General features: G+C 73.3%; 25 protein-coding genes and 1 pseudogene. 12 read left to right on the plus strand and 14 right to left on the minus strand.

The window, feature by feature from the left end; all coding sequences use genetic code 11:
- Nucleotides 1-8 precede the first annotated feature (8 nt).
- From JQN84_RS23590 to JQN84_RS23615, 6 genes are all read right to left on the minus strand, one after another.
- Nucleotides 9-689 carry a response regulator gene (locus tag JQN84_RS23590; protein ID WP_204960688.1) on the minus strand — a complete coding sequence of 227 codons (681 nt, stop codon included), beginning with the start codon at nucleotides 687-689 and terminating at the stop codon, nucleotides 9-11.
- 108 nt (nucleotides 690-797) lie between these two features.
- Entirely contained in the window at nucleotides 798-1,415 is a 618-nt protein-coding gene (locus tag JQN84_RS23595; protein WP_307821411.1) for an AMIN-like domain-containing (lipo)protein, read from the minus strand.
- Between the two features lie 70 nt (nucleotides 1,416-1,485).
- Nucleotides 1,486-2,007, minus strand: a complete 522-nt coding sequence (locus JQN84_RS23600) for a hypothetical protein (protein WP_204960689.1) — start codon at nucleotides 2,005-2,007, stop codon at nucleotides 1,486-1,488.
- Between the two features lie 59 nt (nucleotides 2,008-2,066).
- Nucleotides 2,067-3,230: a helix-turn-helix domain-containing protein gene (locus tag JQN84_RS23605; RefSeq protein WP_204960778.1), complete on the minus strand. Its 1,164-nt coding sequence runs from the start codon at nucleotides 3,228-3,230 to the stop codon at nucleotides 2,067-2,069.
- Between the two features lie 50 nt (nucleotides 3,231-3,280).
- Nucleotides 3,281-3,427 carry a hypothetical protein gene (locus tag JQN84_RS23610; RefSeq protein WP_204960782.1) on the minus strand — a complete coding sequence of 49 codons (147 nt, stop codon included), beginning with the start codon at nucleotides 3,425-3,427 and terminating at the stop codon, nucleotides 3,281-3,283.
- 790 nt (nucleotides 3,428-4,217) lie between these two features.
- The gene (locus tag JQN84_RS23615) at nucleotides 4,218-5,387 is read right to left on the minus strand and encodes a helix-turn-helix domain-containing protein (protein ID WP_204960690.1); all 1,170 of its coding nucleotides are present in this window, start codon (nucleotides 5,385-5,387) and stop codon (nucleotides 4,218-4,220) included.
- 506 nt (nucleotides 5,388-5,893) lie between these two features.
- Here JQN84_RS23615 and JQN84_RS23620 point away from each other — a divergent pair.
- A complete protein-coding gene (locus JQN84_RS23620; RefSeq protein WP_204960691.1) occupies nucleotides 5,894-6,469 on the plus strand; it encodes an HD domain-containing protein in 576 nt (191 codons plus the stop codon).
- A gap of 11 nt (nucleotides 6,470-6,480) precedes the next feature.
- On the opposite strand, the gene JQN84_RS23625 is transcribed toward JQN84_RS23620, so the two are convergent.
- Nucleotides 6,481-6,927 carry an ArsI/CadI family heavy metal resistance metalloenzyme gene (locus JQN84_RS23625; protein ID WP_204960692.1) on the minus strand — a complete coding sequence of 149 codons (447 nt, stop codon included), beginning with the start codon at nucleotides 6,925-6,927 and terminating at the stop codon, nucleotides 6,481-6,483.
- A gap of 76 nt (nucleotides 6,928-7,003) precedes the next feature.
- Here JQN84_RS23625 and JQN84_RS23630 point away from each other — a divergent pair, with 76 nt between their 5' ends.
- The 5 genes and pseudogenes from JQN84_RS23630 to JQN84_RS23650 all read left to right on the plus strand — a co-directional run bounded on the left by JQN84_RS23630 (nucleotide 7,004) and on the right by JQN84_RS23650 (nucleotide 10,699).
- Complete coding sequence (locus tag JQN84_RS23630; RefSeq protein WP_372446010.1) at nucleotides 7,004-7,384, plus strand: ArsR/SmtB family transcription factor; 381 nt, start codon at nucleotides 7,004-7,006, stop codon at nucleotides 7,382-7,384.
- Nucleotides 7,381-8,115 (plus strand): annotated as a pseudogene (locus JQN84_RS23635) (aquaporin); the annotation flags it as partial. The gene JQN84_RS23630 and the pseudogene JQN84_RS23635, both read left to right, overlap by 4 nt.
- Before the next feature lie 53 nt (nucleotides 8,116-8,168).
- A complete protein-coding gene (locus JQN84_RS23640; RefSeq protein WP_204960694.1) occupies nucleotides 8,169-8,648 on the plus strand; it encodes a GNAT family N-acetyltransferase in 480 nt (159 codons plus the stop codon).
- Nucleotides 8,649-8,680: 32 nt separating this feature from the next.
- On the plus strand, nucleotides 8,681-9,094 hold the full coding sequence (locus tag JQN84_RS23645) for an arsenate reductase ArsC (protein WP_204960695.1): 414 nt from the start codon (nucleotides 8,681-8,683) through the stop codon (nucleotides 9,092-9,094).
- Between the two features lie 102 nt (nucleotides 9,095-9,196).
- Nucleotides 9,197-10,699, plus strand: coding sequence for a carboxylesterase/lipase family protein (locus JQN84_RS23650; protein WP_204960696.1), 1,503 nt, complete (start codon nucleotides 9,197-9,199; stop codon nucleotides 10,697-10,699).
- A gap of 32 nt (nucleotides 10,700-10,731) precedes the next feature.
- Here the strand turns inward: JQN84_RS23650 and JQN84_RS23655 are convergent, their stop codons facing one another.
- Nucleotides 10,732-11,718, minus strand: coding sequence for a helix-turn-helix transcriptional regulator (locus JQN84_RS23655; RefSeq protein ID WP_204960697.1), 987 nt, complete (start codon nucleotides 11,716-11,718; stop codon nucleotides 10,732-10,734).
- Between the two features lie 111 nt (nucleotides 11,719-11,829).
- Between JQN84_RS23655 and JQN84_RS23660 the strand changes: the two genes are divergently transcribed.
- On the plus strand, nucleotides 11,830-12,291 hold the full coding sequence (locus JQN84_RS23660) for a VOC family protein (protein WP_204960698.1): 462 nt from the start codon (nucleotides 11,830-11,832) through the stop codon (nucleotides 12,289-12,291).
- Nucleotides 12,292-12,336: 45 nt separating this feature from the next.
- Here the strand turns inward: JQN84_RS23660 and JQN84_RS23665 are convergent, their stop codons facing one another.
- From JQN84_RS23665 to JQN84_RS23675, 3 genes are read right to left on the minus strand one after another with little or no spacing between them, the layout of a single operon-like run.
- Nucleotides 12,337-14,616, minus strand: coding sequence for an FtsX-like permease family protein (locus JQN84_RS23665; protein WP_204960699.1), 2,280 nt, complete (start codon nucleotides 14,614-14,616; stop codon nucleotides 12,337-12,339).
- A complete protein-coding gene (locus tag JQN84_RS23670; protein WP_204960700.1) occupies nucleotides 14,613-15,293 on the minus strand; it encodes an ABC transporter ATP-binding protein in 681 nt (226 codons plus the stop codon). Before JQN84_RS23670 ends, JQN84_RS23665 begins: the two co-directional genes overlap by 4 nt.
- Nucleotides 15,290-15,814, minus strand: a complete 525-nt coding sequence (locus JQN84_RS23675; protein ID WP_088646373.1) for a PadR family transcriptional regulator — start codon at nucleotides 15,812-15,814, stop codon at nucleotides 15,290-15,292. The genes JQN84_RS23670 and JQN84_RS23675 overlap by 4 nt, the downstream gene beginning before the upstream one ends.
- Before the next feature lie 276 nt (nucleotides 15,815-16,090).
- On the opposite strand from JQN84_RS23675, the gene JQN84_RS23680 reads away from it, so the two are divergent.
- Nucleotides 16,091-17,827: a M28 family peptidase gene (locus JQN84_RS23680; RefSeq protein WP_204960701.1), complete on the plus strand. Its 1,737-nt coding sequence runs from the start codon at nucleotides 16,091-16,093 to the stop codon at nucleotides 17,825-17,827.
- 131 nt (nucleotides 17,828-17,958) lie between these two features.
- The gene (locus tag JQN84_RS23685; protein WP_204960702.1) at nucleotides 17,959-18,372 is read left to right on the plus strand and encodes a type II toxin-antitoxin system Phd/YefM family antitoxin; all 414 of its coding nucleotides are present in this window, start codon (nucleotides 17,959-17,961) and stop codon (nucleotides 18,370-18,372) included.
- Between the two features lie 299 nt (nucleotides 18,373-18,671).
- On the opposite strand, the gene JQN84_RS23690 is transcribed toward JQN84_RS23685, so the two are convergent.
- On the minus strand, nucleotides 18,672-19,934 hold the full coding sequence (locus JQN84_RS23690) for an MFS transporter (protein WP_204960703.1): 1,263 nt from the start codon (nucleotides 19,932-19,934) through the stop codon (nucleotides 18,672-18,674).
- Nucleotides 19,931-20,503: a winged helix-turn-helix domain-containing protein gene (locus tag JQN84_RS23695; protein WP_204960704.1), complete on the minus strand. Its 573-nt coding sequence runs from the start codon at nucleotides 20,501-20,503 to the stop codon at nucleotides 19,931-19,933. The genes JQN84_RS23690 and JQN84_RS23695 overlap by 4 nt, the downstream gene beginning before the upstream one ends.
- A 327-nt stretch (nucleotides 20,504-20,830) precedes the next feature.
- On the opposite strand from JQN84_RS23695, the gene JQN84_RS23700 reads away from it, so the two are divergent.
- Complete coding sequence (locus tag JQN84_RS23700; RefSeq protein WP_204960705.1) at nucleotides 20,831-21,685, plus strand: DMT family protein; 855 nt, start codon at nucleotides 20,831-20,833, stop codon at nucleotides 21,683-21,685.
- Between the two features lie 25 nt (nucleotides 21,686-21,710).
- Here JQN84_RS23700 and smpB read toward each other — a convergent pair whose 3' ends face one another.
- Nucleotides 21,711-22,214, minus strand: coding sequence for an SsrA-binding protein SmpB (gene smpB / locus JQN84_RS23705; RefSeq protein ID WP_204960706.1), 504 nt, complete (start codon nucleotides 22,212-22,214; stop codon nucleotides 21,711-21,713).
- An 83-nt stretch (nucleotides 22,215-22,297) separates the two neighbouring features.
- Here smpB and JQN84_RS23710 point away from each other — a divergent pair, with 83 nt between their 5' ends.
- On the plus strand, nucleotides 22,298-22,837 hold the full coding sequence (locus tag JQN84_RS23710; RefSeq protein ID WP_204960707.1) for a DinB family protein: 540 nt from the start codon (nucleotides 22,298-22,300) through the stop codon (nucleotides 22,835-22,837).
- 97 nt (nucleotides 22,838-22,934) lie between these two features.
- Nucleotides 22,935-23,603, plus strand: a complete 669-nt coding sequence (locus JQN84_RS23715) for a class I SAM-dependent DNA methyltransferase (protein WP_204960708.1) — start codon at nucleotides 22,935-22,937, stop codon at nucleotides 23,601-23,603.
- Nucleotides 23,604-23,649: the final 46 nt, after the last annotated feature.

Here is a 23,649-nt window from a genome sequence, read left to right on the forward strand (position 1 = left end):
GCGGCGGGTCACGCCGCGTCGAGTTTGTAGCCGACCCCGCGTACGGTGCGGACCAGCCGGGACGCGGTCGGGTCGTGGTCGACCTTGGCGCGCAACCGTTGCACCGCCACGTCGACCAGGCGGGAGTCGCCGAGGTGGGAGTGCCGCCACACCCGGTCCAGCAGCACCTCCCGGGTGAACACCTGACCGGGCCGGCGGGCCAACTCGGTCAGCAGCCGGAACTCGGTGGCGGTGAGCGTCAGTTCCCGCCCGTCGCGGCGGGCCACGAAGCGGGCCGGGTCGACCTCCAGCGGCCCGACGGTCAGCACGGGTTCGGTGGGCACGGCGTGGCCCCGGCGCAGCGCCGCCCGGACCCGGGCCACCAGTTCCGACAGGTCGAACGGCTTGCGCAGGCAGTCGTCCGCGCCGCACTCCAGGCCGACCACCACGTCGACGGTGTCGGTGCTCGCGGTCAACAGCAGGATCGGCACCTGGCTGCTGCGCCGGATCTCCCGGCAGACCTCGAGGCCGTCCAGACCGGGCAGCAGCGTGTCCAGAATGATCAGGTCGGTCAGCCCGGCCCGCCAGGCGGCGAGCGCGGCCCGCCCGTCGGCGGCGGTGCTGACCCGGAACCCGGCCCGGCGCAGACCGAGGGCGGTGACCTCCCGAATGGAGGCATCGTCCTCGACCAGCAGCACCCGGCCGTCCATGGTGTTCCCAGGGTAGTCCCGGGGTGGCCCGTCCCGACCCGGCGCAACGGCCGGTGCCGGGAGCCGATCGACGTCGGTCCCCGGCCCGCCGGGCGGTCACCGCCGCCGTCACTCCTGCCACTGGTGCGCCACGTCGAGCACGATCCGACTGTGCGTGCCGGGGCCGGCGAGCAGCAGCACCCGGAACGGCAACTGCGCCCGGACGCCGACGGCGAAGGTGCTGTAGCCCTCGAAGGTGCCGCCGTAGACGACGTCACGCAGGGTGCGGTAGCCGAGCACGGTCGCCACGTGGTCGCCGGCCCGGTACGGGTAGCCGACCGCCGGCTCCCGCAACTGCACCCGCAGCACCGCCCCGCCCGCCGTGTACGGCGACATCGCCAACCCCTGCCCCTCGGTGAACACCTCGCCGTAGCCGACCGAGTAGCCGTCGGCGGACCCGTCGAACTCGAAGACCAGTCGGTCGTAGCATTCCTGCTGGCCGGTGCGGGTGGTCAGCAGCGGGGCCGGGTTCAGGTCGCCCCCGGTCTTCCCGGCGCTGCCCCAGGTGATCCCGCAGTAGGGTGTGGCGGCGGTGCGGAGCCGGCCGGCGGCGGTCGCCGTACCGACGGTGGTGAGCAGCACGGCCAGCACGGCCGTGACCGCCGTCAGGGTCCTGGTGGAACGCATGGTGACCTCCCGCTCGACGGTGTCCGGCCACGGTGGCCGGTCGAGTCGACGGTGCGCCACCCGTGCCACGGTGCCCGCACCATGACGTAACAGCGGGGCAACAACCGCGCCAGGCTCCCTGTCGCGATTTCTAGCCGAGGTCGTGTACCTCCAGCCCTCGCATGATCAGCATCTGCATCGAGCCGAACCCGTGGAGATCCGCGTCGGATGACAGGTTCGCCACCTCGCGCAGCACCGGTTCGACGTCGATGGCGCACTCGCGGGCTCGGTTGCACAGCGACCAGATCGTCATCAGCTCGTCGCGCGGATCGGCACCCTGATCCATCGCGGAGACATGGACGAGTCGTCGGCGGAACTCCCCGACCGAATCCCACACCACCGGTAGGTGGGCGGCCCAGCGGAAGGACGGGTAAGCCCGAAAGATGTCTCGGACCTCCGCACGGGCCGGCGCTGCGCCGGTCTCGTACGCATCCAACAACGCATCGAGCGCGGCGGACGCCTCGGCCACCACCCCGGCTTCTTCCAGCGGCGGCGGCGCTTGCCGGAGCCCGGCCATCCAGTTCGGATCGTTGAGGTCGATCGGGCGCTCGGCGATGTACCGCAACAGATCGTCGATCACGGCGACATCCGCACGGACCGCGGCAAGATTCATGCCGTCATTGTGCTGCCCTACAGGAGATCCATGGCTGGTCCGGCCACCGGGTGCACAGGTCAGGGGCGGGTCAAGCCGATGGTGGCGGCGAGGCGGGTGACGTCGGCCGGGGTGGGGCCGGCGCGGAGCACGGCGGTCAGGGCGACCCGGGCGGCGGGGCGGGCGCGGACTTCGGCGGGGGCGATGTGGTCGGCGGTGACCAGGGCCCGCCCGGCGGCGTCGTGGTCACCGAGGTCGAGGTGGGCCCGGGTGATGTCGATGAGGTGGGCGGCGCGGTGTTCGGCGGGGAGCCGCCGCCAACCCTCCTGGTCGGTGGCCCGGCGGTGCAGGGCGACGGCCCGATGGTGGTCGCCGAGGCGGGTCGCGGTCAGGGCACGGGCGAGGTCGACGCTGGTGGGGCCGAACGTCGCGCCGTCCTGGTCGTACCGTTCGTGGTCGGCGGCGAGGTGGGCGGCGCGTTCGGTCAGGTCGTGGGCGGTGACGGCGTCGCCGCTACCGGCGGCGGCGAGGGCGGCTTCGACGAGTAGCGTCCCGGTCAGGGCCCGTGCCGGCGGGTGGCCGTCCGCCGCCGCCGGATCGAGTTGGCGTACGGCGGTGAGCGCGGCGGTCGTGGCCAGCCGACCCCGCCGCAGCGCGCGGAGCACCTGCGCGAGCGAGACCGCCGCGAGCCCGATCCGCATCGGGTCACCGCGGGTGGCGGCCATCATGGCCCGGTCGGCGGCCAGCCAGGCCAGGTGCGCGTCGCCGAGCTTGACCAGGGTCTGGGCGGTGAGCCGGTAGACCCGCACCAGCAGAGCGAGCACGGGCGGGTCCACCAGGCTGACGTGGCAGGCGTGGCGGCTGTCGGCGAGCAGGTCGGGCAGCATCCGCAATACCTGGGGGTGCTGCCCGTTGCGGTACGCCGTCCACGCGTAGCCCGCCTGGTCGTCGAGCTGCCGCACCGCCGTCCCGACCGGGGCGGACGCCGGAGCGTCGTGCCGGGCCAGGGCGGCCCGGACCCGTTCCACGGCAGCACCGACGTCGGTGGCCGGTGCCGGTGGGTGCCGACCGGTGAGCAGGAGCTGCGGCGCGACGCCGAGCGCACCGGCCACCGTCTCGATGACGGAGAGCCGATCGAGGGTACGCACCCCCCGCTCGACCTTGTCGACCCAGCTCTTCGACTTGCCGATCCGGTCGGCGAAGACCTGTTGGCTCATGCCCCGGCGAGCCCGTAACTCGGCCATCCGCCGTCCGATCGGCGGCTCACTGCCGGTGCGCTGCCGGCCGGGGCCGGTCACCTGTCGTGCCCCGGCACCGGCACGGTGTGGGTGGACCCACCGCAGCGGGGACACCACCGGGACTTGACCCGGAAGGCGAGCAACCCGAGCAGGAAGCCCGGCACCAACCCCCCGAACACCATCGACAGGACGTTGGAGATCACGAGCGCCCCCGCTCTCCGGCCCCGGCGGCGGGACTGCCTGCCTGGGTGTGGTGATGGGACCAGGGGGTTACGACAGACTCCTGCTGCATCGGGCTGTTCCTCCGTGGGGTCGATCCCGGGTGTGAACTGTCGGCAGGCCGGTCGGGTCGGGTGTCGTCCGAGGTCGTGCGGCCCGGTGGTGCTACTACCGGTCGCCTTCAGCTGGCACGGTTGCGGCACGTCGCTGCTGTACTTCTCGCGGCTGTCTGGTCCAGCCGATGAAGCGGCGGTGCAGGGGGCCGGCAGGTGCCCAGGGCATGTCCTCGGCCGCTTGGACGAAGGAGGCCCCGAGGTAGAGGGCCAGCGACACCGGCGCGTCGGCGTACTCGGCGCGCAGTTCCTGCCGGCGGGTCTGACACGGCCAGGGCCGGTCGCATCTGACGCAGCTCCAGATCGGCAGTACCGGGCCGTGGCTGGTCACTGCACACCGCCAGGGAACAGAGCGACGCGCACCCGGCCCTGCCGGCTGGTCACCCAGTCCGCCTGCCAACACGGGTACACCGACAGCCGCGCCAACCACACTCGACAACCGACACACAAACCGTCGAGTCCGCGAAGCTGGACCGCGAGGATCGTCTGCTCCGCGCCGCTGGTCACCGTCATGTGGCTGCCCCCCGTCCTCAGAGCACGGGGGGCACCTGCTGACGTGCCTCGTTCCGCGCCCGGCTTCACTGAGGTCCAGCGTCACGCCAGGCAGGCCACCGATCCAGAGGGTGAACGTCCGCTAACCGAGTGTCCTGTCCGCTGCTGGCTACCACCCAGGTGCGTACTCCATGCACGCGTCACGCAGTGTCGCTGCCTCTGGTGCTCCCGACTGCTCCACCTTCGCCAGCAACTCAGCAGCCCGCCACCAGTTCGAGGGCACCACCCGGCCGGACGTCACCGCCTGCGCCCCCAGCGCAACCGCCTCGTCCGGCTGACCGGCGGCGACCAGGGCGAGACCGAGGTCGAGGCGGGCCGACGCGGACCGGCGGGGCCGTGCTCCACCGTCGCCGTCCGGGTCCAACTCGGTCAGCACCGCCCGTGCCACCTGCTCGGCACCGGGGTCACCCGCCCACGCCAAAGTCGTGGCTGCATAGGCAACGGCCTTGGTGGGGTCGTAGCGATAGTGGTGCTCGGCCCGTTCCGGAACGGGCAGATTCGCCGTCAGCTGCTCCACCCGGTCCAACGCCCGCCGGGTCGCACCGACGTCCCCGATCCGCGCCCACGCGCGGGCCTCCTGAGCAGTCGCCTGAATGCGGGCGGAACTCCCCTTCGGAGCGACCCGCTGCGCTTGTCGGGAGAGATCGAGTGCTGCCCGGTAATCACCTTGGGTCAACACGTCCCAGGCCCGGGTTTCGAGACACCACGCCTGGATCTCGCCATGCTCGGCATGTTCGGCAAGATCACGAGCAGCTCGCAGGTGAGCGACCGCAGCAGTCCGCTGCCGCAGATCGATGTGAACCGTCGCTCGTAGCACCGCCAGCCAGCCACCGGCAACCAGCAACCGCCGCTGCTGCGTGAGCGTCACCCGTCCGTCCAGCAGCCGCCCCACGTACGAAAGATGCCTCCGCACCAACGGCAAGAGATCCGCCGGGGCCATTGTCGGATAGGAACTGGCCAGATCGTCGACGCCCTGCTCTATCCGATCGAGCACGTCCCCGCTGACATCGCTGGCGGCAACTCTCGCTCGCAGCTCACCGGCCTCGGCCGCGTGGTCGACTGGCGCATCCGCCAACCGAGCAAGCGCACCTCCCGCTTCGAGAACCCGGTCGAGGTGACGCGCAGTGTCGACCGTCGGAGCCTTGAGCGCCGCCTCCAACTCGTGCAGATGGCTCTTGCTCCGATGAGCAAGCTGTCCCAGGAGGCGAAGTGACAACCCTCGCCGCTGCCGAAACTCACGGAGAGCTGCGCCGAAACGCGGATCGACGGACGAGGCCATAGCGCCACTCCAAGATCACGAGATCCAGGCAACCGAACCGGCCGCCACCTCGTCGGACGGTACCCCGACATGCCGCGCGCCGAGTCCCCCCTCGCCTGTAACTTCCGGATGTTCCGTTGGGGTCCGTCCACGGACATCACTTGAAGTCGAGATGATCTACTCGGCCCGTCGAGTGCGCCGCACCCGATCGGCGTTGACCGCTGCATGGGGCACGCTGCGAGCACGGCTGGCTGAGTGCTTACGCTGATGCCCATGGAGGGCATCGGGGCTGTGGCCATGTTGCTGTGTGGCGCGGTGAGTTGCCTGTTCGTCTGCCTCATGCTTTGCGCCGCCGCTGCGGCTTGGGCCACTCGGCCCGAACGTGGGCGCTGACCCCACGGATCGACCTTCGCATCCCGAACGAATGATCCGGATCGATCAAGAGGAACTGTGCAAGCAGCTGAAGAACCAACCTCTATCGTCTACAGCCTGCGGGCAGACGGAGTCACCGGCACAGGGACGGGCAGATGAACGACGACCACGACGCCGCCGGAGTCATGCGCTTCGTCTTCGAGGCCGGCGTTCTCAAGCGCGCTGCCCGCACCGGTTGGTGGTTCGCCGGCGTCAAGGACCCCGAATCCATCGCCGACCACTCGTTCCGGACCGCGCTGATCGGGATGATGCTCGCCGCCATGGAGGGTGCCGACCCGGCCCGGGTGTCGATGCTGTGCGTCCTGCACGACACCCAGGAAACCCGGATCACCGATATCCCGCACATCGCCAGGCGCTATCTCACCGTCGCGCCCAACACCACGGTCACCGCCGACCAGGTCGCCGCCTGCCCGCCGGCCGTCGCCGACCTGATCAACGCCGCCGTCGCCGAGTACGAAGCGGGCGAGACGCCGGAGGCCATCGTCGCCCGCGACGCCGACAAGCTGGAATGCCTCGTCCAGGCGGTCGAATACCGCCACCAGGGCATCGGCGACGTCCAACGCTGGATCGACAGCTCACGTGCGGCACTGAAGACCGCCGGCGCGCACCGCCTGGCGGAAGCCGCCCTCAGCGGAGAACCCCTCGGCTGGCTCACCCCGCCCCCGGTGTAGCCCACCAGGCGTCAGCTACGGGACGTGGTCGCGCAGCACGTGCTTTCGTCGTCGGTTGCGGGCGGGGTCGGCGCGGAGGTGCCGTACTGGTCGGAGTCGCCCTTGACCACGTACACCTCCCAGCGTTCGTCGCCGGGGCCACGGACCCAGACCTTGTCCTGGACGGCGTAGCAGCAGGAGGTGTCGTTCTCGGTCAAGGTGATCAGCCCGGCCTCGGTGAGCCGGTCGGTGGCGGCGGTGACCTGTGCGCCGTCGAACACCTCGACTCCGAGGTGGTCGAGCGCGGTGGCCTGGTCCGGGTCGCCTTCGAGCAGGACCAGCTTGAGCGGGGGCTGCTCGATGGCGAAGTTGGCGTAGCCGGGTCGCCGCTTGGCCGGCTCGGTGCCGAACAGCTTCGAGTAGAACGCGATCGACCCTTCCAGGTCGGCGACGCGCAGGGCGAGCTGGACGCGGGACATCCCACACCTCCTGTTGTTTAGATAACTGTCTAGGCAGAGAATTGCACTCTGGTTCGATGCTTGTCAAACTAGACGGGTGTCGAGACAAGAGCTGCCAGTCCTCGCCGACCCGTCGGCCTGCTGCACGCCGATGGTCACCGAGGCCCTGACGGAGGACGCCGCCGCCGGTCTGGCGCGCGGCTTCAAGGCCCTCGGTGATCCGGTACGGCTGCGGCTGCTGTCCCTGATCGCCGCGCGGGCCGGCGGCGAGGTGTGCGTGTGCGAGCTGACCGACGCGTTCACCCTGACCGGCCCGACGATCTCCCACCACCTGAAGGTGCTGCGTGAGGCCGGGTTGATCGACTGCCAGCGCCGGGGCACCTGGGTCTACTACTGGATCGTCCCGGCCCGTCTCGCCGTCCTGTCCCAGCTCCTGGACGTGTCGGCCGCCGCCGCGTCGACCGGGCCGACCCGGTGACGCCCGACCCGCCGCACGCCGTGCTGCGTCGGGCGTCGGCGGAACTGGTCGGCACCGGCCTGCTCGTCACCGCCGTGGTCGGCTCCGGGATCGCCGCCACCCGCCTGTCGCCGGGCGACGTGGGGCTGCAACTGCTGGAGAACAGCATCGCCACCGCATTCGCCCTCGGCGCGTTGATCCTCATCTTCGGCCCGGTGTCCGGTGCCCACCTCAACCCCGTCGTGTCGCTCGCCGACTGGTGGCAGGCCCGCCGTACGGGAGCCGGTCTGTCGACCCGTGACCTCGGCGCGTACGTCGTGGCGCAGGCGCTCGGTGCGGTCGGCGGCACGGTCCTCGCGCACCTGATGTTCGGGTTGCCCGCCGTCACGGTCTCCACCCACCGGCGGGACGGGAGCGGACTGTGGTTGGCCGAGGTCGTCGCGACCGCCGGGCTCCTGCTGCTGATCGCCGCCCTCACCCGTTCCCGCCGGACCGCGGTCGCCCCGGCGGCGGTCGGGGCGTGGATCGGCGGCGCGTACTGGTTCACCGCCTCCACCTCGTTCGCCAACCCGGCCGTCACGATCGGCCGCATGTTCACCGACACGTTCGCCGGCATCGCCCCCACCTCGGCGGCCGGGTTCGTCGCCGCGCAGCTCGCCGCCGTCGGGGTCGCGCTCGCCGCGACCACCTGGTGGTATCCGACCGTCCGACAGCGGGACGGGGCGGCGGTCGAGCTGGCACCGGCGCAGCCGGAACGGGCCGCCTCATGACCGGCGTCCGGTCGCCCCGACCCGATCTCGTGCCGATGACCGACGAGCACGCCCCGGCGGTGCTCGACATCTACCGGCACGGGATCGCCACCGGCGACGCCACCTTCGAGACCGAACCACCCACCTGGGCCCGGTTCACCGCCACCCGCCTGCCCGGACACCGCTGGGTCGCCGTCGACCACACGGCTGCCGGCCGCGTGCTCGGCTGGGTCGCGTGCACCCCGGTGTCCGACCGGTGCGTGTACGCCGGGGTCGTGGAGCACTCCGTCTACGTCCACCCCGACGCCCGGGGCCGAGGCGTCGGCCGGCTCCTGCTGCACCGGCTGATCGACTCCACCGAGCAGGCGGGCATCTGGACCATCCAGTCCGGGGTCTTTCCCGAGAACACCGCCAGCCTCGCCCTGCACCATTCCTGCGGCTTCCGCACCATCGGCGTCCGCGAACGCCTCGGCCGCCACCACGACCGGTGGCGCGACGTCGTCCTCATCGAACGCCGCAGCCCCACCGTCACCTGACCGCCGCAGCACCGAAAAGAGGCCCACCACCCATGAGCACCCCCACCCGGGACACCACGCCGTCGGTGCTGTTCGTCTGCGTCCACAACGCCGGCCGTTCCCAGATGGCCGCCGGCTGGCTGCGCCACCTCGCCGGGAACACCGTCGAGGTCCGCTCCGCCGGCTCCGCACCCGCCGAACACGTCAACCCCGTCGCGGTCGAAGCCATGCGCGAGGTCGGCATCGACATCGCGGGTGAACAGCCGAAGATCCTCGACTGGGACACCGCCGAGGCCAGCGACGTGATCGTCACCATGGGCTGCGGCGACACCTGCCCCGTCTTCCCCGGCACACGCTACGAGGACTGGAAGCTCACCGACCCCGCCGGCCAGCCGCTGTCCGTCGTCCGCGAGGTCCGCGACGAGATCCGCCAGCACGTCGCCCGGCTCCTCGACGACCTGACCTGAGTGTTCAACCTGATCGATCTCGTTCACCGGCCCTAAATGGTTTGCCGGTGGTCGGCCGGCGTTGGGATGCTGCGGCCGACCGGGAGCGGGGGAGGGGCCAGCATGCCGTCGGAGTCCGAGCCGGAAGTCCGTACCGTGTCAGGTGTCCTGCGCGGCTGCCGGGAGGCGGGCCGGGCGGTGTTCCGGGGCATCCGGTACGCCGAACCGCCCGTCGGTGCCCTCCGGTTCGCCGCGCCGCATCCGGTACGCGGCTGGGACGGCGTACGTCAGGCGTTCGCCTTCGGTCCGCCGCCCCCGCAGCCCGGCGCGTTCGGGACCGCCCCGCAGGCCGCCGGCGACGACTGGCTGACGCTCAACGTCTGGACGCCGGAGCCGGACCCGGCGGCCGGGTTGCCGGTCCTGGTGTGGATTCCCGGCGGCGGCTACCTCGTCGGCTGTTCCGGCCTCCCGGAGTACGACGGCGGGCACCTCGCCGCCGGCGGCACCGTCGTGGTGACGCTCAACTACCGCCTCGGCTTCGAGGGTTTCGGGCAGCTCGACGGCGCGCCGGCCAACCGGGGGCTGCTCGACCAGGTCGCGGCCCTGGAGTGGGTGCGGGACAACATCCGCGCCTTCGGCGGCGACCCGGACCGGGTGACGGTCGTCGGGCAGTCGGCCGGCGGCGGCTCGGTCGCCGCGCTGCTGGCGATGCCGCGCGCCGCCGGGCTGTTCCGGCGGGCGGTCGCGCAGAGCGTCCCGGGGACGTTCTTCTCACCCGACCTGGCCGCCGACGTCACCGCCGCCTGCGCCGCCGAGCTGGGGGTACGACCGACCCTGGCCGACCTGTCGGCGGTGCCGCCGGATCGGCTGCCGGCCGTGGGCCAGGCGATCTCGGCCAAGATTCTCCAGTGGCGGGAGCGGTGGGGTCAGATCACCCACCGGCCGATCCCGTTCGCGCCGGTCGTCGACGGCGACGTGCTGCCGGCGACCCCGTGGCGGGCGCTGGCCGACGGTGCCGCGCGGGACGTCGACCTGCTCGTCGGGCACACCCGCGACGAGCACCGGCTGTTCAGCCTGCTCGACGGCGTGCTCGGCCAGGTCACGCCGGAGCAGACCGGGACGGCGCTGCGGATGCTGGCCCCCGGCCCGGACGGTGCCCGCCGCTACCGGGAGGCGTTCCCGGCCGCCACCGACGAGCAGCTCTACGAGCTGGTCAACGCCGACTGGCTGTTCCGGATGCCGAGCCTGCACCTGGCCGATGCACACCTGGCCGGGGGCGGCCGGGCGTACCTCTACGAGCTGACCTGGCCGGCCCCGGGCCTGGGCGGTGACCTCGGTGCCTGTCACGGTCTCGACGTGCCGCTGGTCTTCGGCAACCTGACCAGCGGGCAGCCCGCCATGCTGATCGGTGATCCGCCTCCGCCGGCGGCGCACGAGCTGTCCGGGCAGCTCCGCGAAGCGTGGACGACGTTCGCCGCGACCGGCGACCCCGGCTGGCCGTCGTACGACGCGGGTCGCCGTACCCGGATCTTCGACGGGCGGTCGACGGTGGCCGCGTATCCGGAGGACGCCTCCCGGCTGCTGTGGCGGGACCACACCTTCGGCGCGCTCCCGCTGCTCGCCTGACCGCGCCGGGGCGTCCGCGGAACCCGGCCGCGTCACCGCGCGGCACCACCACCGGTGGCGGTGCGGGTGAACCGGTCGGCGAGCAGCGCGAACGCCTCGGTGAGGGCCGGCGGGCCGACGACGGTGATGCCGGTGTCGTACCGGGCGACGGCGGCGGCCAGGCTCACCCAGGACCACGACCCGAGGGTGAGCCGGCACCGGTCGGGGGCGATCTCCTCGACGAGGCCGTCGCGGGTGTGCCGGGCCACGGTCGTCGCAGGCAGGTCGAGGAGCACCGTGCCCCGGCAGGGCCAGTCCGCCGACCCGCCGCCCGAGCCCCGGAAGACCCCGGTGAGGTACGTCGCGACGTCCCCGCCGGGCAGCGGCCTCGGGGTGAAGCGTGGCCCGTGCGGCGGGCGCAGGGTGATCCGGTCGACGCGGAAGGTCCGCCAGTCGGCCCGCTCGAGGTCCCAGGCGACGAGGTACCACCGGCCGTCCCAGGTGACGACGTGGTGCGGCTCGGCGTGCCGGGCCGGCCCGGCGGTCCGGTCGGTGCCGTAGTCGAAGCGCAGGATCTCGCGGGCGTGCACGGCGGTGCCGAGCGCCAGCAGCACCTCGACGTCGACCGGTTCGGCCGCCGTGGTGGCGGGTCGCGCGACGGCGGTCACGCTGAGCGTCCCGACCCGCTGCCGCAGCCGGGCAGGCAGCACCTGTCGTACGGTGTGCAGCGCCCGCGCGGCGGCGTCCGCGAGTGCCCCGTCGGCGCCGGTCGCCGCGACCTGGAGCGCGACGGTCAGGGCGACGGCCTGTTCGTCGTCGAACAGCAGCGGGGGCAGCTCGGTGCCGGCGTCGAGCCGGTAACCACCGTCGGGGCCCTTGACGGCGGCGACGGGGTAGCCGAGTTCCCGCAGCCGGTCGACGTCGCGGCGCACCGTACGCAGGCTGATGCCCAGCCGTTCGGCCAGCACCCCGCCGGGCCAGTCCCGCCGGCTCTGCAACAGCGACAGCAGGGCGAGCAGGCGGGCGGACGTGGTCGGCATGAGGGGAGATTCTGCCAGCAGTAGGTGCCACAACCTGTCACCTACTGCTGCGAATCTTCCTCCTGACCAGCCCACTTACGGGCGTCGAGCACCATCAGCAAGGAGTCGACCATGGCCATCTCCGCCACCACGCACCTCAACTTCCGGGGTGACGCCCGCGCGGCGCTGGAGTTCTACCGGTCCGTGTTCGGTGGCCGCAGCACCGTCGTCAGCTACGGCGACCTGGGCATGCCGAAGGACCTGCCGGACGCCGACCGGGTCGTCTTCGGCCAGGTCACCGCCGACAACGGCTTCGCCGTCATGGCCTACGACGTGCCCGCCGGGGCACCCGCCGCAGCCGCGCCGACCGCCACCACCCGTGAGAACGGGACGACGCTGACCGGCGAGCGGTTCTTCGTCTCCGTCCGGGGTGACAGCGCCGAGGAGGTCGGCGTGCTCTGGCACCGGCTCGCCGAGGACGCCCAGGTGATCGAGGAGTACGGCCCGTCGCCGTGGGCCCCGGGGTTCGGCATGCTCACCGACCGGTTCGGCGTGACGTGGGTCCTCGACGTCGTCACCCCGTACGCTGGCTGACCGCCCGGTCCGGGTCGGCACCCGCCGCCGACCCGGACCGGCGGGTCATTCGGTACGCAGCCCGTCGGCGCGGGTGAGCCGCCACAGCAGGGGCAGGCTCAGCCCGGTGATCGCCAGGACGGTCAGCGCGCCGAGCCCGACGGAGAAGCCGACCACCGGCCAGGCGACCGTGACCGGGGCCTGCACCATCCGCAGCAGGGCCGCGCCGAGGCCGAGCCCGAAGCCGGCGGCCAGCACCAGCCCGACCCCGACCGGCAGGGCGGTCTGCCACAGCACCGACCAGCCGAGGGTGCTGCGTCGGGTGCCCACCGCCACCAGCATCGCCAGCAGGCGGCGGCGTTCCCGCAGCTGCTCCAGCGTGCCGACCAGCATGCTGGTGGCGATCAGCAGCAGCGTGACGACCGTGCCGATGGCCAGGCCACGCTGGATGTCGGCGAACCGGGGCGACACGATCGTCGAGGACAGCACGGACACGGGGGTGGTCAGGTCGATCGCGGCGGCGGCGTTGCGCACGTGTTCGACCGCGTCGGGGGCGGCCGGGTCGAGCTGGAGGTAGACGGTCGAGCGCAACGGACCGAGGGTCCGCGAGCCGACCGCGCCGGGGGTGACCAGCACCGCGTTCTGCATCCAGCCGGCCGGGTCGGGCCGGGCCTGTGCGGGCCGCGCCGTCGCCGGCACCCGCCACCGTGACCCGTCCTCGACGGTCAGCGTCGTGCCGGCGGGGACGACCGCCGGGTCGCGCGGATCGGACACCAGGAACGTGTCCCCGTCCACGCACCTGTCGAGATGGGCGAACTCGGCCAGTGCGGCGCAGTCGCCGATCCGGACGTCCACCGGCAGGCCGTCCGGCGCGCCGGCGTTGGCCCCGACGCTGAGGGTGCCGGTGGCGGCGCTCACCCCAGCCGCCCCGCCGAGCTGGCGCAGCACCCGGGCCAGGTCCGGCTGGTCGCGGAACTGCACCTGCACCTGCGCCCGGGAGGTGTCCTGCCCGCTGGCGGTGGTGAAGTCCCCGGCGATCCCGGCGAAGAGCATCTGCAGGCCGATGGTGCCGGCGACGGCGACCGCGATGCCGTTGACCAGCCGGACGGAGGTGGCGCTGTCCAGCTGCACCCGACGGACCGCGAGCTGCCAGGACACCGGGCCGCCGCGCAGCCGCCGGACCAGCAGGTCGGTCAGCCAGGGCAGCAGGGTGACCGTGCCGATCAGCAGCAGCACCGCCCCGGCCGGCACCACCCACCTGGTGATCCCGCCGTCGCCGTCGCGCAGACCGGCCACGGGCAGCAGCAGGGCCAGGCCGGCGGCGGGCAGCACCAGCCGCCACCAGAGCCGACGACGCGCCGGGGTGCCGCGCCGGGCCACTCCGAGTGGCTCGACCACGACCGCGCGCAGCGCCAGCATCGCCACCAGCACGGCCAGCGCCGGCACGGCCAGCACGACGGCCAGCAGCAACGCGGTGGGCGGCCGGATGTCGGCGGCGTACACGCTGATGTCGTAGAGGGTGACCAGCGGGACGAGCTGGCGACCGGCGAGCAGGAGTCCGATGCCGACGGCGACCCCGAGCAGGGCGCCGGCGGCGGCCTCTCCGGCGGCGATCCGCCGGACCATGGTGGTGTCCGCGCCGACCAGGCGCAGCGCGGCGAGCCGCCGGTCGCGTCGTTCCCCGCCGTAGCGCACGGCGGAGCCGAGGAACACCGCGATGGGCAGCAGCAGCACCACGAAGATGACCGCCACCAGCAGCATCAGCACCGGGCCGAGCCCCTCGCCGGGCAGCCCGCCGCCGAAGCGGTCCAGCCGGGTCGCCCCGGACGTGTCGGTCAACCGGTCGTCGCCCTGGTAATAGGCCAGTTCGTTGGGGCCGGCGAGGCCCTCGTCGGCGATCGTCCCGGTGACCCGCGCGCCGCCCAGCCGGGGGGCGAACAGCGGGCCGTCGGGGGAGTCGAGCAACCGGCGCAGGGCGGGGGAGACGACCACCTCGCCGGGGGCGGGCAGGGCGGTCAACCCCGGCGGGACGGGCGCGGCCGGTCCCTCCGGCCGCAGCAGCCGCCCCCGCACCGGCCGGCCCCGGAACTCGGTGTCCAGCGCGTGGACCAGCAGGGTGCCGGGACCGGCCGCGACCTGTTCGCCGAACCGCAGGTCGTCGCGGGCGTCGCCGCGCGCCTGCCGGGCGTCGAGCGCCCCGGGCACGGCGGTGGCCAGCAGCAGCATGGCCACCCCGATCCCGACACCGACGGCGGTGAGCAGGGCCCGGATCCAGCCCTCCCGGCCGCCCGTGACGGCCATCCGGGCACCCATCGCCAGGTCCGCGAGCGCGCCCCGATCGGTCACGCCGCCACCTCCAGATTCCGGGTACGCCCGTCGCGCACCACGACCTCCCGGTCGGAGTACGCGGCCACCCGTGCCTCGTGGGTGACCAGGACCACCGCCGCCCCGGTGTCCCGGGCGGCCTCGGTGAGCAGCCGCATGACCCGTTCGCCGTTGAGCGAGTCCAGGGCGCCGGTGGGCTCGTCGGCGAAGATCACCCGGGGGCGGGTGACCAGTGCACGGGCCACCGCGACGCGCTGCCCCTGACCGCCGGAGACCTCGCCGGGGCGCTTGCCGGCCACCTCGGTGACCTCCAGCCGTTCCAGCCACTGCCCGGCCCGCTGCTCGGCCTCGCGGCGGGGGACGCGGGCCAGCCGCAGCGGCAGCGCGACGTTCTCCAGGCAGGTCAGTTCGGGCACCAGCTGCCCGAACTGGAAGACGAAGCCGAACTGCTCCCGGCGCAGGGCGCTGCGCTGGGCGTCGCTCATCGTCACCAGGTCCCGGCCGTCGAAGACGACCCGGCCCCGGTCGGGGCGGACGATCCCGGCCAGACAGTGCAGCAGGGTGGACTTGCCGGAGCCGGACGAGCCGAGCACCGCGACCACCTCGCCCTCGTCGATGCGTAGCCCGGCGTCGACCAGCGCGACGGTCTCGCCGAAGCTGCGGTGCAGACCCTCGGCGACCAGCAGCGGGGCGCTCATGCGCGCACCCGCGCGGCCAACTCGTCGAGCCGGGCGGTGGTCAGTTCCAGCCAGCGCAGATCGGCCTCCAGGTGGAACAGGGCGTGGTCGCAGATCAACTGCTCGGCGAGGTCGCCACCGCGCTTGCGTCGGGTCAGCTCCCGCATGAGCCGCAGGTGCTCGGCGCGCTGCACGTCGAGCAGTTCGGCCGCCTCGCGGCCGGTGAGCAGGGCGAGCACGACCTTGGTGTAGAGGACGCTCTGCAGGTAGGGCTCTGGTTGTTCCGGGCGGGCCAGCCACTGCGCCACGTCGGCGACGCCGGCCTCGGTGATGGCGTACCGCTTGCGGTCGGGGCCCTCGCCGGGCTCCACCGCCTCCACCTCGACCAGGCCGCCGCGCAGCAGCCGGGACAGGGTCGCGTAGACCTGGCCGTAGGCGACCGGGCGGGAGTGGCCGAAGTGTTCGTCGTAGCGCCGTTTGATGTCGTAGCCGTGCCGGGGGGTCGCCTCCAGCAGGCCGAGAAAGGTCTGGCCGATGGACATGCGGGCGACTATACACATCGCGTATACGCGCGTTGTCTACACCCAGCGCTGAGATCATCGTGGCCGGGTCCCGGGCCCCCTCCCGGCGTCGTCCGGGAATGTGACACCGTCCGACGGATTGACCCGCAGATTGATACATGTCAGTGTTTGCTTCCCCGGCGTCTCCCCCGCGACCCCACCCCCGGGTCGCGGGTTCCCGTGCACCCCCATGCCGACCCCGGCACACGGGACGGTGACGCCCGCGCGGACCCCCGCCGACCCCCGTGAGGAGCTCGCATGAAGCGCAGAACCCTGGCGATCGCCGCCGTCACCGCGGTGACGCTCGCCCTGGCCGCGCCACCGGCCTCGGCCACCCCGACCGCCCGCCCGGCCACCGCCGCGCCGGCCGTCGCCGCGCTCGCCGCACCGGACGTTTCGGTCAGCAACGTCCAGGCGCACCTGGCCCAGTTCCAGAGCATCGCCACCAGCAACGGCGGCAACCGGCGGGCCGGCTCGGCCGGCTACACCGCCTCGGTCGCCTACGTGAAGTCGAAGCTCCAGGCCGCCGGCTACACGGTCACCGAGCAGACCTGCACCACCTGCACCTACCGGGGCAACAACGTGATCGCCGAGTGGCCGCAGGGCCCCGCCGACGACGTGGTCATGTTCGGCGCGCACCTCGACGGCGTCGCCGCCGGACCGGGCATCAACGACAACGGCTCCGGCTCGTCGGTGCTGCTGGAGAACGCCCTGGTGCTGGCCCAGCAGAGCCCGGCCATGAGCAAGCGGGTCCGGTTCGCCTGGTGGAACGGCGAGGAGCAGGGCCTACAGGGCTCCAAGTTCTACGTCAACTCGCTGACCACCGCCCAGAAGGGCTACATCAAGGGCTACTACAACTTCGACATGGTCGCCTCGACCAACGGCGGCTACTTCATCAACCGGGTCACCTCCAGCACCGCCGCGCCGCTCAAGGCGTACTGGGACTCGCTCGGGCTGTCGCCGGAGGAGAACACCGAGGGTCAGGGCCGCTCCGACGACTACTCGTTCCAGCAGGCCGGCATCCCCACCTCCGGTTACGCCATGGGGGCCAGCGCCCGCAAGACCAGCTCCCAGGCCAGCAAGTGGGGCGGCACCGCGAACGCCGCGTACGACCCGTGCTACCACTCCTCCTGCGACACCACCAGCAACATCAACGCCACCGGCCTCAACCGCAGCGCCGACGGCGTCGCGTACGCCATCTGGGACCTCGCGGTCGGCGGCGGCACCCCGACCAACGACTTCTCCGTCGCGGTCAGCCCGACCGCCGGCGGCGTGGTCCGGGGCGGCTCCACCACAGCCACGGTCAGCACCGCCACCACCAGCGGCAGCGCCCAGACCGTCGCCCTGTCCGCCTCCGGTGCGCCCAGCGGCGTGAGCGTCTCGTTCAGCCCGTCGTCGGTCACCTCCGGCGGCTCGTCCACCATGACCGTCAGCGCGTCGTCGAGCGCCGCCCTCGGCACCTTCACGCTGACCGTGACCGGCACCGGCTCGGCCACCCGGACGGCCAGCTACACCGTCACCGTCGCCGGCACCGGCAGCTGCACCGGCGGCCAGGTCGTCGGCAACGGCGGCTTCGAGTCGGGCACCAGCCCGTGGACGGCCACCACCGGCGTCATCACCAACTCGTCCAGCCAGCCGGCCCGCACCGGCTCCTACAAGGCGTGGCTCAACGGCAACGGCAGCACCAGCACCGACACGCTGTCCCAGTCGGTGACCGTGCCGGCCGGCTGCTCCTCCTACACCCTCGCCTTCTACCTGCACATCGACACCACCGAGCGGACCACCACCGTCGCGTACGACAAACTGGTGGTCCAGGTCGGCAGCACCACGCTGGCGACGTACTCGAACCTCAACAAGGCCACCGGCTACACGCTGCGCTCGTTCGACGTCGGCGCGTACGCCGGGCAGACGGTGACCCTGAAGTTCACCGGCACCGAGGACGCCTCGTTGCAGACCAGCTTCGTCATCGACGACGTGACGTTGCAGGCGAGCTGACCGACCCGGGTGGGGTGGACGCCTGGTCCACCCCACCCGGACCGTCATGGCGCCTCCACCGGGACGGTCATGGCGTCCCCACCCGGACCGTCATGGCGATAAATGTCATACCCCGGTCGGACCATGGGGACATGGCTGCCCCCGCGCTGTCCCACCACAGTGGTCAACCCCGATCCGTGCCGCTGCGCGAGCTGCGTACCCGGCTGACCCAGCTGATCGCGATGGCCGAGCTGACCGACACGGTCACCCTGGTCACCCGCGACGGCGACACCCGGCCGGTCGCCGCGATCGTGCCGGCCCCCGCCGCCCGCAGCGCCGCCCAGGCCCGCGCCGACGGTGACCGCCTCGCCACGGTGACCGCCGGCTGGGCCCGTCGGCTGGAGGAGTCGCACCGGCAGGGCGCCCTGCGGCACGCCGCCGAGCTGCGGGCCGTGACCGACGCCCTCGCCGAGGTCTGGGCCGAGCTGGACCGGCACGTCCCACCCGGCACCGACCCGGCCGTCGACCGTCTCCGCGCCGCCCACACCGACCTGCGCCGCGACTGACCTCTGGCGTGGCCTGCCTCCGGCCCGACGCCCGGGTCGGCCCCCACCCGCATCGCGCCGGCACGCCCGCCGCCAGACGCACCGTGCCCTGCCACCTCACCGTGCCTTGGCCCCATCCCACCCCCGCCCCATCCCATCCTTGCCCTGCCCCGGTCCACCTCGCCCCGGTGATCAAGAAGTTTGCGTCAATTGATCAAGAGGTTTGCGTCAACTTCGATCTTCAAGTTGACGCAAACCTCTTGATCACCGGGAACCGGGAACGCGAACGGGGCGGGGGGCCGGGGCGGGGCGGGGGTTGGTTAGCTGACCGGTGTGGGGGTTTGTGCCTGGTGGTTGGGGGTGTTCGGGCGGTCGAGTGTGCGCCATGGGCCGCCGAGTAGCGGGGTGAGCACCACCAGCAGGTAGCAGCCGCCCACGGTGACCAGGACGGGTGTGCTGCCGAAGCCGTCGACGGCCACCCCGGCGGCGAACGCGCCCAGCGGCATGCCGGCCCAGCAGCCCGCCCCGATCACCCCGAACACCCGGGCCCGCAGGTGGGCCGGCACCCGTTCCAGCTCCACCGCGCCGAGCAGCGGGTTGATCGCGCCGGCGGCGAAGCCGGACAGGGTGAAGACCGCGATGATCCAGGGCAGCGGCGGCGCGGCGGCCAGCGCCCAGAAGGGCGGCGTACCGGCCAGGGCGAACGCGGTGACGAGGGTGGCCCGGCGGGGCAGCCGGTGGCCGACCGCGCTGAACAGCAGCGACCCGGCCAGCGCGCCGCCACCCATCGCGCCGACCAGCAGGCCGAACGCCGTCGCTCCGCCGAGTTCCCGGTCGGCCACCACCGGCAGCAGCACGCTGCTCTTGGTCGCGTCGAGGAAGTTGGTCACCAGCACCAGCAGCACCACCGCGCGCAGCAGCGGCTCCCGGGTCAGGAACCGCACCCCGGCCGCGAATTCCCGCCAGTAGCCGCCGCCGGTCGGGTCAGCCGGCATGGCCGGGCGCAGCGATCGGGGCACCAGCACCGTCACGACCAGCGCGGAGACCGCGAAGGTGACGGCGTCCAGGGCCAGCACGGGGAGCGCGCCGAGGCCGGCGACGAGCAGACCGGCAATCGGGGCGCCGATCAGCCGGGCGCCCCGCTCGCTGGCCTCGTACCAGCCGACGGCCCGTTCCAGCGGCACCCTGGCGGCGGTGGCCGCCTCCGGCAGCAGGGCGTTGCGGGCGGTCTGCCCGGGGGTGTCGAGCAGGCCGCTGGCGAAGACCAGCCCGAGCAGCGCCCAGAACGGCAGGCCGACCGTGGCGTCGAGCAGTGGCACCGCGGCGACCGTCAGCGCCGACACCACGTCGGCCAGGACGCTGGCCCGGCGGTAGCCGATCCGGTCCACCAGCACCCCGCCGAGCGCGCCGCCGAGCACCATCGGTACGGCGGCGACCGCGCCGGTGAGGCCGGTGGCGGCGGGCGAGCCGGTCTCGGCGAGCACATAGAGCGGCAGCGCGATCAGGGTGAGCATGTTGCCGGTGAGCGAGACCGTGTGACCGACCAGCAGGCCGACCAGCGGGCCACGGCGAGGCGGCGTCACCGCTGGTCCCGGAAGGCGTGGTACATCAGCGACACCGTCTCGGCCCCCGGCCGGGCGGGATCGCTTCGGGCCTGCCAGCGGGCGGCCAGCGCCTCCAGCTCGGCCCGCAGTTCGATCAGCTCGTCGCTGGTCAGGTGCAGCCAGGAGTCGGCGCTGGCGGTGCCGCGCACCCACTGCGGGTCGAGGGTCGCCTCGACGTCGAGGTAGTGGCCGAGGCGTTCCGCGTACCGGTCGAGCACGGCGCGGCGCAGCAGGTCGGAGGCGGCCCGGCGTTCTGGGTCGGCGAGCACCTCGACCGGTTCCCAGGACGTTCGGGCGTGGGTCGCCCGCCACCAGCGTTCCCGACGGTCCCGGGCGTGCTCGGGGGCCTCCTCGACGAAGCCGTGCTCGGCCAGCTTGCCCAGGTGGTAGCTGACCGAGCCGACCGCCTCGTCGATGGCGTCGCTGAGCATGCCGACGCTCTGCGGGCCCCGGACCCGCAGCTCGCCGAGCAGTCTCAACCGGGTCGGGTGGGCCAGCGCGCGCATCGCCCGGGGATCGGTCAGGTGCCGGGTGGGTTCCTCGGTCATGCACCCACCATAGAAGTACAAGACATGAAGTACAAGAAGTCTCGTGGAATGGCGGTGCGCGTCGGGTCGGCGACGCGCTGCGGGGCGCGGACGCGCCGGGGACAATGCGACGGAGCGACGGCTGACGCGGACCGGCCGGGATCAGAAACCGGGAACACCGGGACCAGGAACAGAGGCGGTGCCGATGACCGAGCCGGCGGTGACCACAGCAGCCGGGCCGCTGGCATCCACCGGCCCGGAAACAGGAGCCGCAGACTGGCCAGAAGCCGGGGCCGGGGCCGGGCCGGGAGCCGTAGCCGCAGCCAGGCCGGGAGTCGGGGGCGGGCCGTGACGGCCGGCCTGGCGCTGACCTTCGCGCTCGGCGCGGCGTTCGGCTACGGCGTCGGCTCGGTCCTGCAGGCCGTCGGGGCCCGGCGCGGCGCGAGCACCCTGCGTGCCCTCGGGCACCCGCTCTACCTCGCCGGTCTGGCCTGCGACACGCTGGCCTGGCTCGCCTCCCTGGTCGCCCTCCAGAAGCTGCCCGTGTACGCGGTCCAGTCGGTCACCGCCGGCTCCCTCGCCGTCACCGTGGTCGTCGCCCGGATCGTGCTCGGCGCGCGGCTGCGCCGCCGGGACACCGGGGCGATCCTGCTCACCGTCGCCGCCCTCACCGTCATCTCGCTGGCCGCCGGCCCCGAACCACCGGTCACCGCGTCGACGGCGCTACGGGTCGGCCTGGCCGGCGCGGCGGTGCTGACCGCGATCGCCGGCCTCGCCGCGCTGCGGGTCGCCCGGCCGGTCGTCGCCGCCACCCTGGCCGGGCTGGCCTGGGGGATCACCGCGCTGTGCGCGCGGGCGCTCACCCCGCCACCCGACCCGCTGGGCCACCCCGGCACGGCGGCCTGGGACCTGCTGCGGGAGCCGGTCAGCTGGGGACTGGTCATCTCCGGGGTGACCGGGACGATCCTCTACGCGCACGCGCTGCGGCACGGGCCGGTCGGGCCGGTCACCGCCGTGCTCTGGGCGGTCGAGATCGTCGTCCCCTCGGTCGCCGGGGTGCTGCTGCTCGGTGACGGGGTACGCCCCGGCTGGTTGCCGTGGGCGGTCCTGGCCACCCTGACCACCGTGGCTGCGGCGATCGTGCTGGCCAGCGCGCCGGGCACCGCGGACACCGCCGGGGCGGACGACCGCGCCCCCGGCTGAGCCCGCAGGGCACTCCGGGAGAAGGTCAGCCCGGCCGATGGCCCTCGCCGGCCGGTCGCCGACCCTTGAGCCGGCGGCCCAACTCCCTGGCGATCTCCCGGTTCGCGTCGCGTTCGGCGAGCACCTGCCGCTTGTCGTACGAGCGGCGGCCCCGGGCCAGCCCGATCTCCACCTTGGCCCAGCCGTTGCTGAAGTACATCGACAGCGGCACCAGGGTCACCCCGGGGTCACGTAGCTTCTCCAGGATCCGGGCGATCTCCACCCGGTGCAGCAGCAGCTTGCGGGTCCGCCGGGGCTGGTGGTTGGTCCAGGTGCCGTAGCCGTACTCGGCGATGTGCAGGCCGTACAGCATGATCTCGCCGTCGCGTTCCTGGGCGAACGCGTCGACCAACGACACCCGCCCCTCGCGCAGCGACTTGACCTCGGTGCCGGCCAGCACGATGCCCGCCTCGTAGGTCTTCAGCACGGTGTAGTCGTGCCGGGCCTTCTTGTTGACGGCGACGGGCCGGCGCTCCGCGTCCCGCGACACCACGACCACCCCCACCCGGATCTGCCAGCGGCGTACACCCTACCGCCGACGCCGGCCCGGCACCCGCGTGGCAGGATCGCCGCATGTCGGAGTGGGCGGCGATCACGCCGGAGGACCGGGACTGGACCTTCGTCATCGACGACGGGTGCGCCGAGTGCGGCTTCGTGCCGCAGCGGGCCGACGCCACCGGGGACCGGCTGCGCGCCACCGTCCCGGTCTGGCGGGAGGCGCTGTCCCGGCCCGACGCGACCCGGCGGCCCGCGCCGACCGTCTGGTCGCCGACGGAGTACGCCTGCCACGTGCGGGACACCTGCCGGATCTTCCGGGGCCGGCTGGCGCTGATGCTCGACGAGGACGACCCGGTCTTCCCCAACTGGGACCAGGACGCCACCGCCGTCGAGGACGACTACTTCCACCAGTCCCCGGCCCGGGTGGCCGGGGAACTCGCCGCCCAGGCCAAGGCGACCGCCGCCGCGTTCGACGCCATCACGCCCGCGCAGTGGGACCGGCCGGGCCGGCGCAGCAACGGTTCGGTGTTCACCGTCGGTCGCTTCGCCGTCTACCTTCTGCACGACGTGGATCACCACGTGTACGACGTCACCCGCCCGGCGACCCCCAGCTGACCCGGAGGCGACGTCGCCGGCGGGCCGGCGTCGGGGTGGGTCCGGGCGGTGTGGCGCAGCCCCGGGAAAGGCCGCCCGGCCGGTAGGGTCCGCGGCCGTGACCGACGCCGACTTCCTCGCCGAGACCCGCGCCTCCTACGACACCATGGCCGCCGGGTACGCCACCCGGTTCCGGGCTGAGCTCGCCGCCCGCCCGGTCGACCGGGGCATGCTCGCCGCGTTCGCCGAGACCGTCCTGGCCGGTGGCGGTGGCCCGGTGCTCGACGTCGGCTGCGGCCCCGGCCGGATCACCGGCCATCTGCGCGCCCTCGATCTGACCGTCACCGGGCTCGACCTGTCCCCCGGGATGCTGGCGCAGGGCCGGCTCGCCCACCCCGACCTGCGCCTCGTCGAGGGGTCCATGCTGGACCTGCCGGTGGCCGACGGCGTGCTGGCCGGGCTGGTCGCCTGGTACAGCGTCATCCACGTGCCCGACGAGTGGCTGCCCCGGGTGTTCGCCGAGTTCCGCCGGGTCCTCGCCCCCGGCGGGCACGCCCTGCTCGCCTTCCAGGTCGGTGACGAGACGGTCCGCTACACCGAGGCGTGGGGCGAGCCGGTCTCGCTGGCGTTCCGTCGCCGCCACCCGGACCAGGTGGCCGCGTTGCTGCACGCCGCCGGGTTGGCGGAGCAGGCCCGGATGTGCCGGGCGCCGCAGGAGTTCGCCGGGGCGATGGAGCGTACCCCGCAGGCCTGCCTGCTGGTCCGTCGGGACGACGACCGGGCGTGACCGGGCCGCCACGGCACCTCGTATCCTGTTGCGCGGATCTGGCCCG

Source organism: Micromonospora humidisoli (assembly GCF_016900955.1).
Lineage (GTDB): Bacteria > Actinomycetota > Actinomycetes > Mycobacteriales > Micromonosporaceae > Micromonospora > Micromonospora wenchangensis.